Consider the following 13,658-nt stretch of genomic DNA (forward strand, 5'->3'; position numbering starts at 1 on the left):
AGGTCACAGAAACGTACGTCGACGAACTTCACGTCCTCGTTGCTGAGGTATCGCAGGAGTTCCTCGGAATTGGCGAACACACGTCCTCCTGGCAGGTCCACTCCGGTGGCTGACTGTTGGCGACGCTATGGCCGGGCGGTTGCCCGGCCGTGTCTCCTCTGTTTCCGCCGTGTTACGTCGCTAGCGGAGCGTCATCGCCCGCGTATTATGCCCAGCCTTGCGCGCCTTGTCGGATTTTTCGATGGGCGTCGAGACGGCGCTACCCTGGCCGCGTGACCGATACCGCCGCCGCACCGGTGCCACCCGCCACCGATCCCGCCTTCACGCCCCCGAGCCTCGGCCGCCGGTTCGGCGCGCTGATCATCGACTGGGTGCTCTGCCTGATGGTCGCCCGGTCCTTCGCCGACCCGGTCCGCGACGGGTGGCCGCCGGTCCTGGTGCTGATCCTGGAGTACGGCTTCTTCCTCGGCCTCTTCGCCCAGACCCCCGGCATGTACCTGACCCGGCTGCGCTGCGTCGCCTGGGCCGACGGCGGCCGGATCGGGCTGGTCCGCGGGCTGCTGCGGGGCCTGCTGCTGTCCCTCGTCGTGCCGGCCCTGATCATGGACCAGCACCGTCGTGGCCTGCACGACCGGCTCACCGGCGCGGTCGTCACCGACGCGCCGCGCCGCTGACCGCACACGAAAAAGGAGCCGGCCCCGCGCAGGGCCGGCTCCTTCCTCCGCGTACGCCGGGAGTCAGCGCCCCCGGGTCTGCCGGAACGCGCCGCGCGCCGGCCGCATGTTCTTCGGGACCGCGCCCTTGGGCATCTGCGGCCGGGCGGTCAGCGCCTTGAGCCGCTTGTCGAGCGCGTTGACGTCCTTCGGCGAGAGGGACCGGGGCAGCCGCATCAGCGTCATCCGCAGCTTGCGGACCGGCAGCTCGCCCTCGCCCTGACCGATCACGTAGTCGTGCAGCGGGGCCGAGCCGATCACCTTGGCCAGCCGGCGCTTCTCCTGGCCGAGCAGGCCCCGGACGCGCTGCGCGTTCCCCTCGGCCAGCAGGATCACGCCGGGGCGGCCCACCACCAGGTGGACCATGTCCATCTGCGTGGTGGAGCTGACCGCCGGGGTGACCCGCCAGTCGCCGCGCATGCTCTCCATGATCTGCGCCGCCGCGCCGGGCTGCCCCTCGGCGGCGTTCATCATCGCCTTGTTGGACCGCAGGTTGAGCACGATCAGCACGGCGAGCAGGGTGAGCAGGATGCCGATGGGCAGGAAGAGCCAGCCCCAGGCGAGCACCGCGACCACGGTGAGCGCGAGCGGGATCAGCACCGCCGCCGCGGTCAGCGGCGCGAACCACTTGTCCTGCTTGGCGGTGAACTTGAACACCATCCCGATCTGCTTCAGCCGCTGGCCGAACGAGACCTTCTCCTGGGGCTTTGCCATGCCGCAGAGTCTAGTGGTCGGCGCTCGGCCGGTTGATCCGTGGCCACCCGTTCCGTGCGGACCGGTCACCTCGCGACCGCGCGGCCCGGTCAGCGGCGGGGCAGGTAGATCCGCCAGCCGTCGACGGTGACCACGTCGAGCGTGCCCGGTGCGGTGCCGAGCCGCCGGTCGAGCAGCGCGGCAAGTGGCGAGGCGTCCGGGGCCACCCAGCCCGCGTCCGGGTCCGCGGCGACGGCCCGCCGGTACGCCGGCAACCGATCGAAGCCGGGACGCAGCCGGTCGTCGACCACGGCGCAGACCACGTCCTCGCCGGTGGCGAACGCGATCCGGTTGCAGGTCCAGTAGCCGCCCCGCACGTGCCGGACACCGAGCGCGCCGAGCATGTCGACGAGCGCCCGGTGCCGGTCGGCCTCGGCGTGCACGGCGGGCGCCGCCCGGACGGTGTCCACGGTGGCGACCCCGCCGGTCCCGAGCACCCCCACCAGCACCACGACCGCCGCCGTCCCTACCGCCACGGCTCCGGCCGCAGCCGGTCCGGCGCGGTGGCGGGGCCCGACGAGCGGGCGGGCGGCCCGCCACAGGGGCCAGAGCAGGGCGGGTACGGCCACCGCGAGGCAGGACAGGTAACGGCTGCTCTCGACAGGTGTCCGCCCGGCCGCGTCGCTCACCGCGTACGCCGCCAGCACCGCCGCCGCGCCGGCCAGCAGCGCCAGCCGCACCCCGGCCGACACCCGGTGGGCCGGCGGGTCGCCGGGGCGGGGACGGGGGGAGGGCCCGTGATCCGGGACGACGGACGCGCGGCGGAGCGTGCGCCAGGCGGCGCACGCGGCGATCAGCAGCAGGACCGGGAAGACCGCCGCCCACCAGAGCTGCCACGGTGCGCAGTGACCGGGGGAGCAGAAGCCCATGGCCAGCGACGGGCCGAGGACCAGCCCGCCGTGCAGCCGCTCGGCCCAGCCCGCCGCCACGTCCGAGCCGCTGGCCCGCAGCACCGCGGTGAGCGGGTTGCGACCGTGGCGCAGGCTGTCCAGCACCATCGGCGCGGCGCCCAGCAGCAGCGCGCCGGCGAGCACCGCCCCGGCCCGGCCGGCCAGTTCCCGCCGTCGCCAGGCCAGCAGCAGCGCGCCGAGCGTCGCCACGTACGGCAGGATCAGCGGGTCGACCCAGAGCAGCACCCCGGCGACCAGCCCCCAGGCCGCCCAGCGGGGCAGTCGCGCGCCCGGCCCGCCGACGCACAGCCCGACCGTGAGCAGCGCCAGCGCCGCCCCGGCCGGATTCAGCTCCGGGTAGCCGCCACCGGCGATGAGCTGGTTCTTCACCACCCGGTCCGCGCCGAGCGCGAGCACGGCGACGACCAGCAGGGCGTACCAGCGGTCGCCGCCGAGCCGGCGGGTCAGCCGCCAGGACAGCAGCAGGAACAGCGCGTACAACGCCAGCGTGGGCAGCCGCAGCACCAGCACGGACGGCCCGGCGACCGCGACCAGCGGCGCGGCCAGGTACGCCTCCAGCGTGCCCATGTACGCCTGGCCGTAGAACCAGACCGGGAACGCGTCGCCCCGCGCGATGTGCAGGGCGGCCAGCCCCATGGTCGCCTCGTCGCTGTTGGTGGGCGGCGCGTCGGCGAGCAGCAGCGCCAACCGGTAGCCGACACCGATCCCGCCGATCAGCAGGGCGAGCAGCGTCGGCAGTCGGAGCCGCCGGGGCGTACGCGCCGGGTCGGCCTCGCGTGGCTCCTGGCGTACCCCGGCGGTCATGCCTGCGATCATGGCATCCGGCGGGTGGCCGGCGGTGGGTGACGCGGTCGACGGCCGGCCTCAGCCGGCGACGGCGATCCCCTCGCGGGCGGCGAGCGCCTGCTGGTAGAGGCGGCCGGCCCGGTACGACGAGCGGACCAGCGGGCCGCTCATCACGCCGGCGAAGCCGATCTCCTCGGCCTCCTCGCGCAGCTCGACGAACTCCTCCGGCTTGACCCAGCGGGTGACCGGGTGGTGCCGGGGGGTGGGGCGCAGGTACTGCGTGATCGTGATCAGCTCGCAGCCGGCCTCGTGCAGGTCGCGCAGCGCCTGGGAGACCTCGGCGCGCTCCTCGCCCATGCCGAGGATGAGGTTGCTCTTGGTGACCAGGCCATCGGCCCGGGCCTGCCGGATCACGTCGAGCGACCGCTCGTAGCGGAACGCCGGACGGATCCGCTTGAAGATGCGCGGCACGGTCTCCACGTTGTGCGCGAGCACCTCGGGGCGCGAGCCGAAGACCTCGGCGAGCTGCTCGGGCACCGCGTTGAAGTCGGGGATCAGCAGCTCGACGCCGCAGCCGGACCGCAGGGCGTGGATCTGCCGGACCGTCTCGGCGTAGAGCCAGGCGCCGCCGTCGGGCAGGTCGTCGCGGGCCACGCCGGTGATGGTCGCGTAGCGCAGACCCATCGCGGCGACCGACTCGGCGACCCGGCGCGGCTCGTCGGCGTCGAACTCGGCCGGCTTGCCGGTGTCGATCTGGCAGAAGTCGCAGCGCCGGGTGCACTGGTCGCCACCGATGAGGAAGGTGGCTTCCCGGTCCTCCCAGCACTCGTAGATGTTGGGGCAGCCGGCCTCCTGGCACACCGTGTGCAGCCCCTCGCGGGAGACGAGCCCGCGCAGCTCGGTGTACTCCGGGCCCATCTTGGCCTTGACCTTGATCCACGGCGGTTTGCGCTCGATCGGCGTCTCGGCGTTGCGCGCCTCGATCCGCAGCATGCGGCGCCCCTCGGGCGCGACCGTCGCGGTGGACGCGGGCTGCTGAGTCGTCGGCGCAGAATGCTCGATCGTCACAAAACCGAGCCTACGCCGGTCGGCGACGGTCGATGAACGTCAGGCGACGGCCGTCACGCCGGAAACGTTGTGACGCCGGACACGGATGCCGAAAAAATCCCCGTCACACCGGGGCGGTCGCGGTGCTAGCGTGCCGGGCAGAGCTGCGACGGAGCCGAGTAGCGGACCGACCGCCAGCCCAGAGAGCCGCCACCTGCTGCGAGGCGGTCTGGCGCCGGCCCCGCGAAGACCCTCCCGAGCTGCGGGAAGAACGGCGTCCGCGCCCAGTAGACCCCGCCCGGCTGGCCCCGGTGAAAAGGCGACGAACGAGGCCCCCGCTCCGGCGGGGGCGAAGGTGTGGTGGCACCGCGAGGTTTCCCGCTCGCCCACACCTCCCGGGGATCGCGTTGCGATTGATCGAGGAGGTAACCGCCGTGCAACGCATCCTGTCCACCGAACTCCCCGCCCAGGTCGGCGCGACCGTCCGGCTCGCCGGCTGGGTCCACCGCCGCCGGCTGCTCAAGTCGGTGGCCTTTCTGATCGTCCGCGACGCCACCGGGCTCGCCCAGGTGGTGGTCGCCGCGCCCGCCGTGCGCGCGCAGGTCGAGGCGCTCGGCGAGGAGACCGTCGTCGAGGTGGTCGGCACGGTGGTCGCGAACCCCGCCGCGCCCGCCGGGGTCGAGGTCGTCGAGCCGACGGTACGTCCGCTCGGCCCGCCCGCCGTGCCGCCCCCGTTCGACCTGTACCGGCCGGTGCTGACCGCGAGCCTGCCCACCCAGCTCGACCACGCGCCGACCGCGTTGCGTCATCCGACCCGGTCCGCCGCGCTGCGGATCTCGGCGGCGGCGGTGGCCGGCTTCCGGGCCACGCTCGACCGGCGGCGTTTCGTCGAGGTGCACACGCCCAAGGTGGTCGGCTCGGCCACCGAGAGCGGCGCGAACGTCTTCACGCTGGACTGGTTCGGCCGGCCCGCCTACCTGGCCCAGTCGCCGCAGTTCTACAAGCAGCTCATGGTGGGCGTCTTCGAGCGGGTGTACGAGGTGGGGCCGGTGTTCCGCGCCGAGCCGCACGACACGGTGCGCCACCTCGCCCAGTACACCTCGCTCGACGTGGAGCTGGGCTTCGTGACCGACCACCGGGACGTGATGGCCGTGCTGCGGGACACCCTCGCCGGGATGCTGGCGGGCGTCGCGGACCGGGCCGGCGGCGCGCTCGACACGCTCGGTGTGACGGTGCCGCAGGTGCCCGCCGAGATCCCCGCGGTGCACTTCACCGACGCGCTGGCGATCGCCGGGGCGCCGGCCGACGAGCCGGACCTGGCCCCCGCGCACGAGCGGGCGCTGGGGGAGTGGGCCCGGGCCGAGCACGGCAGCGACTTCCTGTTCGTCACCGGCTACCCGATGGCGAAGCGCCCCTTCTACACCCACCCGGACCCGGCCCGGCCGGCGTACTCGAACGGGTTCGACCTGCTGTTCCGGGGGGTCGAGCTGGTCACCGGCGGGCAGCGGCTGCACCGGTACGCCGACTACCGGGCCGCGCTGGCGGCCCGCGGCGAGCCGGTCGAGCCGTACGCCGGTTATCTGGACGCGTTCCGGCACGGCATGCCGCCGCACGGCGGGTTCGCGATCGGTCTGGAGCGGTTCGTCGCCCGGCTCACCGGCGCGGCGAACGTCCGGCAGGTGACCGCCTTCCCGCGCGACCTGCACCGCCTCACCCCGTGAGGCACGGCTCCGGCCCAGGAACACGGGTCCTGGGCCGGAGCGACGTGCGGTACGCGATCAGGTGAAGTTGACGTCACTGCACCACATGTACGCCTGGTCGAGGTGGGATGCCTGCCAGATGACGAACAGGATGTGGTGTCCGGTGTATCCGGAGGTCGAGACGTTGAAGCTGATGTTCTGCGACGGCGCGTACCGGCCGGTCTGCGTGATGTAGTCGAGGTTGCCCCAACCGAGCGTCTGGGTGGTCGGGTTGAACCCCTGCTTGCTGACGTAGACCTTGAAGTAGTCGGCGCCGTGGCTCGCCTGGTCGTAGAGCTGCACGGTGAAGTTGCGGCTGATGTTCGTGGTCTTCCACGCCCCGGGCCGGTTCAGGCTGTCGTTGCGGGACAGCGCGTTGCTGCACAGCTGCCCGTCGGGCGTGCGGGCCTGGAACTGCCCGCCGAGGCCGTCGCGCAGCGCGCTCATCCAGTTCCACATGGTGTCGGCGTTGGCCTGGAACGCCTGCCAACACATGGGGTCCTGCTGCTGCATGGCCGGGTTGGTGTGCTGGCTGCCCCAGGTCTGCCAGCACTTGTAGGCGCGGGTGGCCGGGCTGACGATCGTGCCGTGGGCCTGGGCGGCACCGGGCACGGCCAGGATGCCGGCGATCAGGGCGAGCGCCATGACGAGCGCGCGGACGGCTGATCGCGGTCGTCCGGATTGGTGGTGGGAACGCACGGTTACGTCCTCCTTCGGCGCATAGGATGGGAGTGGGAGCGCTTCCATGCCCAGCGTCGCATTTATGACTCTAGATATCAATGGTCATCTATATCTTTGTCCGCATTGATGGAGTCTGCGCAGGTGACAGCGGTCAGACCTGGGTCAGCGTGGGCAGGTGCCGCTCCACCACCGGCAGCACGTCGGCGACCGTGACCGGTCGGCCCAGCTCGGCGGTGAGCGAGGTGACCCCGGCGTCGCGGATGCCGCAGGGCACGATCCGGTCGAAGAAACCCAGGTCGCAGTCGCAGTTGATGGAGAAGCCGTGCAGCGTCACGCCCCGGGCCACCCGGATGCCGATGGCGGCCACCTTGCGGGCCGGGCCCCGGTCGTCCGCCGGCACCCACACGCCGCTGCGCCCCTCGACCCGGCCGGCGGTCAGCCCGACCTCGGCGCAGACGTCGATCAGGAGCTGCTCGGTGCGCCGGACGTACGCCACCACGTCGACCGGGTCGGGCAGGCGGACGATCGGATAGCCGACGAGCTGCCCCGGACCGTGCCAGGTGATCTTGCCGCCGCGGTCCACGTCCACCACCGGGGTGCCGTCCATCGGCCGGTCCCACGGCTCGGTGCGCTTGCCGGCGGTGTAGACGCTCGGGTGCTCCAGCAGCAGCACCGTGTCGCCCCGCTCGCCGGCCACCACTGCCTCGTGCAGCCGGCGCTGCTCGTCCCAGGCGGCCTGGTAGTCCAGCCGGCCGGCGAGGATGGCGGTCAGTCCGGAAGTCGTCACGCTCACCCGTCCAGCCTAGTCCCGTCGGCCCGGCCGCCGACCCGTGACGCTCGTCGCGTCACGCGCCGGGCACCCGCCACACCCAGACGTCCTCGACCCGTTCCGGCGGGCCGAGCAGCGCGGTGGCGGTGCGGCGCAGCGCCTCCTCGTCGACGTCGTACTTGGCGCCGTGCACCCGGTCGGCCAGCACCACCGCCCGCACCCCCCAGTACCGCAGGTCGGCCCGGGACTCCTCGATGCTGCCCTCGGTGATGATCGGCACCAGCCCGGTCCGCCCGGCCTGGTCCATCAGCGTGTCGAAGGTACGCGGCACCGGGCCGATCCGGCCCCGGCCGTCCGGGCCGCCCGGGCCGAGGAAGAAGCCGGCCGGGATGCGGAACTCGCCCTGCCGGTGGGCCAGCGCGTACGCCTGCCAGCGCTGCCCGTCCGGATAGACGTCGACGGTCAGCGGCAGCGGCGTGAGCACCCCGTCGGGCGGGACGTAGCGCTGCCAGGCCCCGGTGGTGACGAACGCCGGGACCGGCTCGCGGACGCTGGTCAGCAGCGGGGTGGGCAGCAGCGGCAGCAGCGCGGCGACGAACCCGACGACCCAGGCCGCGCCGGTCACCCGCCGCCGGGGCGGCCGGGCGCGCAGCGTGTCGATCGCGTACGCCAGCAGCAGCCCGATCACCGGCGCGACGACGAGCGCCAGCCGTGACGGCAGCGCCGCGTTGACCACCGGCAGGTTGTCCAGCACACCGAACGGCAGCAGTTGGTCGGTGCGCCGGCCGTTCCACTTCGCCGTCGGCCCCCAGGAGAGCACCGCGAAGACCACCGCGGTCACGCCGAGCGCGAGCAGCGTGGCCCGGAACGCCCGGTCGGCGCGTCGCCAGAGCAGGGCGAAGCAGGCGACCGCGAGCAGCAGCAGCGGCACGCCGAAGAACGAGTTCTCCTCGGTCGGGTTGGGCGCCAGCGACGTGCCGAACCCGGCCCAGCCGGCGAGCGACCGGCGCGGGTACGACAGGTACGCGGCGATGTCCTCGGAGTGGATCAGCGGGTCGAAGCCGGTGCCGTGGAAGCGCTGCGGCCCGGCGAAGTGCAGCCAGAGCGGGTACGCCAGCAGCACGCCGGCCACCAGCGCGGTCACCCCCAGCCCGGCCGCCATCCGGGGCAGCGCGGCCCGCGCCTCCGCGCGCCGGGCCGGGTGCAGCGCCCAGACCAGCAGGAACACGGCGAGCGCCAGCGCGGTGAAGAACAGCCCCTCGGCGGCGATCGAGAACGCGGCGGCCACCAGCAGGCCGAGCACGATCCCGCCGCTCACCGCGCGGCCGGGCCGGCGCAGCCGGAACACGCCCCAGATGAGCAGCGGCACCAGCCAGCCGGCGGTCCAGTTCAGGTGCGCGTTGGCGTGCGACACCATCGCCGGGCAGTAGGCGATGAACAACGCCCCCACCCCGGCGGCCAGCCGGCTGCCGACCAGGTGCCGGCTGAGCAGCCAGTACCAGGCCACCGCCGTGGCGGCCAGGTTGAGCGTGAGGATCACCAGGAACGTCGCGGGCGGCCCGACGAGGTACGTCAGCGGCGCGAAGACCGCCGCGTACACGGTGATCGAGGTGTTGACCGCGAGGTTCACCCCGTCCGGGACGTTGATCAGGTGGGTGAAGAGCGGGTTCTGACCGTGGGTCAGCGCGTGCCCGCCGAACGCCAGCAGCCACTCGAACAGCGCCTGGTCGCTGGAGTTGACGGTGATCGTGCGGGTGTTCGGGTCCCGCCACATGCCGCTGGTCACCCAGAGCGCAAGCGCGACCGCGGCGAGTGTCACCAGCAGGTCGGCGCGCCGGTCGCGGGCGGCGGTGGCGGGCGGCGGGTCGGCGACCGGGGAGGACGGCACGCAGCGGACGTTACCAACCGGACCCGGGCACACCGCCCGGACGGTGAATGTGTGACCGACAGCCATTCCCGTCGATGAAACACGGACGTAACGTTCCGGCAACTCGGAGAGTGACCCAGTTCACATTCCATGATCGGGAGGTCCCCGTGTCCCGCTCCTCATCCCTCATCACCCGTCTCGCCGGGGCGGCGGCCGGGGTCGTGCTGGCCGCGGCCGGCGTCCTGACCGCCGCGCTGCCCGCGCAGGCCGCCTCGCTGACCCAGGTCACCGGCTTCGGCTCCAACCCCGGCAACCTGGCCATGTACGCCTACCGCCCGGACGGCCTGCCCGGCAACGCGCCGGCCGTGGTGCTGCTGCACGGCTGCACCCAGAACGCCTCGACCTACTTCACCAACTCCGGCTGGCAGAAGTACGCCGACCAGTGGAAGTTCACGCTGATCGTGCCGCAGCAGCCCTCCGGCAACAACGCCAACTCCTGCTTCAACTGGTTCGAGACCGGCGACACCGCCCGGGGCCAGGGCGAGGCGCTGTCGGTCAAGCAGATGGTCGACTACGCGAGGACCAACTACGGCACCGACGCCGGCCGCGTCTACGTCAGTGGCCTCTCCGCCGGCGCGGCGATGAGCGCCGTCATGCTCGCCACCTACCCCGACGTGTTCGCCGCCGGTTCGATCATCGCCGGCATCCCGTACCGCTGCGCGACCAGCACCACAAGCGCGTTCAGCTGCATGAACCCGGGCGTGGACAAGAGCCCGGCGCAGTGGGGCGACCTGGTCCGCAACGCGTACCCGGGCTATTCCGGCAAGCGGCCCCGGGTGGCCGTCTGGCACGGCACCAGCGACTACACGGTCAACGTGGCCAACGCGACCGAGTCGCGGGACCAGTGGACCAACGTGCTCGGCGTGTCGACGACCCCGACCAGCACCTCGTCGCTTCCGGGCGGCACCAGCCTGGAGGTCTACGGCAGCGACCAGGTCCGCGTCTACCGGGTCTCCGGCATGGGCCACGGCACCCCGGTCGACCCGGGCTCGGCGGCGGACCAGTGCGGCACCGCCGGGGCGTACTTCCTGGACACCATCTGCTCGACGTACCGTGACGCGCTCTTCTTCGGTCTCGGCGGCGGCGGCACGCCGAGCCCGACCCCGACGGCGACCGCGACCGCCTCGCCCACCCCGACCGCGTCGCCCTCGCCGACGCCGACCACCGCGCCGGTCTGCGTCACCGCCAGCAACTACGCGCACGTCACCGCCGGCCGGGCCTACCAGTCCGGCGGGTACGCCTACGCGCTCGGCAGCGGCCAGCGGATGGGCCTCTACAACACGTTCTACACCACTGTGCTGAAGCAGACCGGGCCCGGCTACTGGGTCATCGGCTGCTGACCCGCCCGCCCGCGCCGCGCCGTCCCCGCCGGCTCACCCGGCGAGGGCGGCGCGCAGCGCGCCCGGCAGGTCCGGGTGGGTCCAGGTGAAGCCCGCCTTGCCGAGCACGCCCGGCAGCACCCGGGTGCTGGTGAGCGCCTCGTGCGCGAACCCGCCGAGCACGACCTGCAACGCCAGCGCCGGGATCGGCATGATCGCCGGCCGGTGCAACTGACGGGCCAGCTCCCGGGTGAACTCGGCGTTGGTGACCGGCGCCGGACCGACCACGTTCACCGGGCCGGCCACGTCGTCGCGGGCCAGCAGGAACGCGGTCGCGTCCAGCCAGTCCGGCATCGAGATCCACGGCACCCACTGCCGGCCGTTGCCCAGCTTGCCGCCGAGACCCAGCCGGAACGGCAGGAGCTGCGGCTTGAGCAGGCCGCCGTCGCGGTGCAGCGGCAGCCCGGTCCGCAACCGCACCACGCGTACGCCGGCGTCCTCGGCCGGCCGGGTCGCCGCCTCCCAGACGCGGCAGACGTCGGCGAGGAACCCCTCGCCGGCCGGCGCGTCCTCCTCCACCGTGCGGTCCCCGGTGTTGCCGTACCAGCCGACCGCGGAGGAGTTCAGCAGCGCCGCCGGCCGGTCCGCGGCGGGCAGGCCGGCGATCGTGATGGCGAGCGTGGAGGTGCTGTCCACCCGGCTGGTCCGGATCAGCTTCTTGTAGTCGTCGTTCCAGCGCTTGTCACCCACCCCCGCGCCGGCCAGGTTCACCACCGCGTCGGCGTCCGCGACCAGTTGCGGGTCGAGCTGCGCGGCGGACGGATTCCACTGCCGCTCGTCCGCGGTGCGCGGCGGGCGGCGGACCAGGCGGATGACCTGGTGCCCGTCGGCGGTGAGCCGGTCGACCAGTCGGGTGCCGAGGAAGCCGGACACGCCGGCCATGAGGATCCGCATACTCACATCTTCGGGTACGCGACGCGATCCGGATGCGTGGAGCGAAATCACTCACGCGTCACGCCCGCCGGACACCTGATCGAACCCGAACGTCAGCCGGACGGCCGACTGACTGGGCGAACAGCTACCAGCTCATCCAGCCCGACAAAGTCGGCGGGATTGGTGGTGTAGAGAGGAAGGGCGTTGGCATGCGCGACGGAAGCGATCATCAGGTCAGCCATTCGGCGGCGTGTCCCACGCCCGGCGGCACGCACGGCTGCTGAGATCAGACCGAAAGCCCGTGCTGCCTCCGCGTCGAACACAAGCGGCTCGAAAGTGGCCTCGACACGCTGCAACACACTCATCCGGCGGGCCCGCTCGCCGGGGTCGTCGGTGTGATGCGGGCCGGCCGAGAGTTCCGCAAGGGTAACCGCGCTGATCACCATCTCGTCGGGCAACTCCGACGCGACCAAGCCGCTCAGATGGATGACGATGTTGGTGTCGATCAAGCCCCGGACGGAGTTCTCACCAGTCACGACTGAGGAGATCCTGGTCGATCGCGGCATCGAGGTCAGCTCGCAGCCGTGCCTCGTCGAGTCTGGGGGCGCTGGCAAAGGTCGCGAGCACCTCGGCTCTGGGTACGAACATGCGCCGTCGGATCGGAATCAACCGCCCGATCGGCGTGCCGTTGCGAGTGATCGTGAAGGATTCGCCGCGCTCCACCCCACGCATGATGGCACCGGAGTCGTTTCGCAGCTCACGTTGAGTGATCTCTCGATGGGCGTGCTCAGCCACGTCGAAATCCTATCCCACAGTTGCTACAAAGTGCTACACAGTGCGTGGCGTCGCATGGGCGTGTCGCGCCCGCAGCCGAGACGTCTCGGCTGCGGTATGCCTCAGCGTCATAATCATGACGCTGAGGCATACCGGATTCGACGAGAAACGTCTCCCGTCCGCGACACGTCCGGCACCGGAACGGTCGCGCACTCCCCGGTGCGGCCCTCGATGGCCCCTGCGGGATGTCACCCCGGCCCGGGTGCCGGGCGCACTCGTCACCCTGCCGCACTCACGCGGTCGCCGGGGTGCTGCGCAGGTCGGCGAGGAGGCGCTCCACCTCGGCGAACGCGGCCTCCGGCAGCGGCCCGTGCGCCAGCGCGCCGAGGTTCTCCCCGGCCTGGTCGACGGTCCGGCAGCCGGGGATCGGCAGCGTTCGCGGGCTGCGGGCGAGCAGCCAGCCCAGCGCGCCCTGGGCGAGCGTACGACCGTCGGCGGTGAGCGCCTCCCGGACCCGGGCCACCCGGTCGGCCCACTCGGCGCGCGGGACGCCGTCGCTGAACCAGTCCAGCCACTCGGGCGCCACCCCGCGCACGTCGTCACCGCCGCGGGCGGTCGGCGCGTCCTGGTACTTGGCGGTGAGCAGGCCCATCGCCAGCGGGCCGCGGTTCAGGCTGGCCAGGTCGAACTCCGCGCAGACCGCGAGCATCGCGGCGTTGTCCCGCAGCACCGACTGGTCGTGCTGGATCGCCGCGCAGTGCGGGCCGGCCTCGGCGAACGCGCGCGCCGAGGCGGGGTCGTCGGTGCTCCAGCCGTACGCCCGGATCTTCCCCTCGCCGACCAGTTCCTCCAACGTCTCGACCAGATCCAGCGCCTGCGGCACCGGCAGGCCGCCCAGGTGCAGCTGGTAGAGGTCGACGTGGTCGGTGCCGAGCCGGCGCAGCGAGCCCTCCAGGCTGCGCCGCGCGTACCCCGGGCTGCCGTCCTCGCCGGCCGCCTGTCGGGTCGCCTCGTCCGAGGGATAACCGAACTTGGTGGCGATCACCGCCCGGTCCCGGCGGCCGGCGAGCGCCCGGCCGAGCACCCGCTCGCTGTGCCCGGCCCCGTAGTTGCTGGAGGTGTCGAAGAGGGTCGCGCCCAGCTCCAGCGCCCGGTGGATGGTGCGGATCGACTCGTCGTCGTCCACCTCGCCCCAGCCCAGGGGCTGGGTGCCCGCCCAGAGCGGGCCGCCGATCGCCCAGCAGCCCATGCCGATCGCGCTGACCTCGATGCCACTGCGGCCCAACCGTCGTGTCGTCGTCATGGA

The 13,658-nt window shown here is 72.8% G+C and carries 13 protein-coding genes; 3 read left to right on the forward strand and 10 right to left on the reverse strand.

The window, feature by feature from the left end:
• Positions 1–296: 296 nt before the first annotated feature.
• Positions 297–674 carry an RDD family protein gene (locus AB0B02_RS21635; protein ID WP_357303162.1) on the forward strand — a complete coding sequence of 126 codons (378 nt, stop codon included), beginning with the start codon at positions 297–299 and terminating at the stop codon, positions 672–674.
• Between the two features lie 63 nt (positions 675–737).
• Here AB0B02_RS21635 and AB0B02_RS21640 read toward each other — a convergent pair whose 3' ends face one another.
• The 3 genes from AB0B02_RS21640 to lipA all read right to left on the reverse strand — a co-directional run bounded on the left by AB0B02_RS21640 (position 738) and on the right by lipA (position 4,231).
• Positions 738–1,427: a DUF4191 domain-containing protein gene (locus tag AB0B02_RS21640; RefSeq protein ID WP_281936818.1), complete on the reverse strand. Its 690-nt coding sequence runs from the start codon at positions 1,425–1,427 to the stop codon at positions 738–740.
• Positions 1,428–1,516: 89 nt separating this feature from the next.
• The gene (locus AB0B02_RS21645; protein WP_357302854.1) at positions 1,517–3,181 is read right to left on the reverse strand and encodes a DUF423 domain-containing protein; all 1,665 of its coding nucleotides are present in this window, start codon (positions 3,179–3,181) and stop codon (positions 1,517–1,519) included.
• A 60-nt stretch (positions 3,182–3,241) separates the two neighbouring features.
• Positions 3,242–4,231, reverse strand: a complete 990-nt coding sequence (gene lipA, locus AB0B02_RS21650) for a lipoyl synthase (protein WP_357302857.1) — start codon at positions 4,229–4,231, stop codon at positions 3,242–3,244.
• Between the two features lie 413 nt (positions 4,232–4,644).
• On the opposite strand from lipA, the gene aspS reads away from it, so the two are divergent.
• Positions 4,645–5,931 carry an aspartate--tRNA(Asn) ligase gene (gene aspS / locus AB0B02_RS21655; RefSeq protein WP_357302860.1) on the forward strand — a complete coding sequence of 429 codons (1,287 nt, stop codon included), beginning with the start codon at positions 4,645–4,647 and terminating at the stop codon, positions 5,929–5,931.
• A 57-nt stretch (positions 5,932–5,988) separates the two neighbouring features.
• Here aspS and AB0B02_RS21660 read toward each other — a convergent pair whose 3' ends face one another.
• From AB0B02_RS21660 to AB0B02_RS21670, 3 genes are all read right to left on the reverse strand, one after another.
• A complete protein-coding gene (locus AB0B02_RS21660; protein ID WP_357302863.1) occupies positions 5,989–6,594 on the reverse strand; it encodes a lytic polysaccharide monooxygenase in 606 nt (201 codons plus the stop codon).
• Between the two features lie 187 nt (positions 6,595–6,781).
• Positions 6,782–7,423 (reverse strand): lipoyl(octanoyl) transferase LipB, encoded by a 642-nt coding sequence (gene lipB / locus AB0B02_RS21665; RefSeq protein WP_281936805.1) that lies wholly within the window; start codon positions 7,421–7,423, stop codon positions 6,782–6,784.
• Positions 7,424–7,475: 52 nt separating this feature from the next.
• A complete protein-coding gene (locus AB0B02_RS21670; RefSeq protein WP_357302866.1) occupies positions 7,476–9,287 on the reverse strand; it encodes a DUF2079 domain-containing protein in 1,812 nt (603 codons plus the stop codon).
• 146 nt (positions 9,288–9,433) lie between these two features.
• Here AB0B02_RS21670 and AB0B02_RS21675 point away from each other — a divergent pair, with 146 nt between their 5' ends.
• Positions 9,434–10,666 carry a PHB depolymerase family esterase gene (locus tag AB0B02_RS21675; protein ID WP_281936801.1) on the forward strand — a complete coding sequence of 411 codons (1,233 nt, stop codon included), beginning with the start codon at positions 9,434–9,436 and terminating at the stop codon, positions 10,664–10,666.
• A 33-nt stretch (positions 10,667–10,699) separates the two neighbouring features.
• Here AB0B02_RS21675 and AB0B02_RS21680 read toward each other — a convergent pair whose 3' ends face one another.
• From AB0B02_RS21680 to AB0B02_RS21695, 4 genes are all read right to left on the reverse strand, one after another.
• Complete coding sequence (locus tag AB0B02_RS21680) at positions 10,700–11,599, reverse strand: TIGR01777 family oxidoreductase (RefSeq protein WP_281936799.1); 900 nt, start codon at positions 11,597–11,599, stop codon at positions 10,700–10,702.
• Positions 11,600–11,691: 92 nt separating this feature from the next.
• Positions 11,692–12,087 (reverse strand): type II toxin-antitoxin system VapC family toxin, encoded by a 396-nt coding sequence (locus tag AB0B02_RS21685; protein WP_357302871.1) that lies wholly within the window; start codon positions 12,085–12,087, stop codon positions 11,692–11,694.
• A 16-nt stretch (positions 12,088–12,103) separates the two neighbouring features.
• Positions 12,104–12,373 (reverse strand): type II toxin-antitoxin system prevent-host-death family antitoxin, encoded by a 270-nt coding sequence (locus tag AB0B02_RS21690; RefSeq protein ID WP_107161628.1) that lies wholly within the window; start codon positions 12,371–12,373, stop codon positions 12,104–12,106.
• 271 nt (positions 12,374–12,644) lie between these two features.
• Entirely contained in the window at positions 12,645–13,655 is a 1,011-nt protein-coding gene (locus AB0B02_RS21695) for an aldo/keto reductase (RefSeq protein ID WP_357302875.1), read from the reverse strand.
• Positions 13,656–13,658 lie beyond the last annotated feature (3 nt).

The sequence above is a fragment of the Micromonospora sp. NPDC049240 genome (assembly GCF_040647835.1).
Taxonomy (GTDB): domain Bacteria; phylum Actinomycetota; class Actinomycetes; order Mycobacteriales; family Micromonosporaceae; genus Micromonospora.

Bases quoted from the DNA above. Each gene is read 5' to 3' on its own strand.
- AB0B02_RS21640 (WP_281936818.1), bottom strand. From the start codon at position 1,427: ATGGCAAAGCCCCAGGAGAAGGTCTCGTTCGGCCAGCGGCTGAAGCAG.
- AB0B02_RS21645 (WP_357302854.1), bottom strand. From the start codon at position 3,181: ATGACCGCCGGGGTACGCCAGGAGCCACGCGAGGCCGACCCGGCGCGT.
- AB0B02_RS21660 (WP_357302863.1), bottom strand. From the start codon at position 6,594: ATGGCGCTCGCCCTGATCGCCGGCATCCTGGCCGTGCCCGGTGCCGCC.
- AB0B02_RS21680 (WP_281936799.1), bottom strand. From the start codon at position 11,599: ATGCGGATCCTCATGGCCGGCGTGTCCGGCTTCCTCGGCACCCGACTG.
- AB0B02_RS21695 (WP_357302875.1), bottom strand. From the start codon at position 13,655: ATGACGACGACACGACGGTTGGGCCGCAGTGGCATCGAGGTCAGCGCG.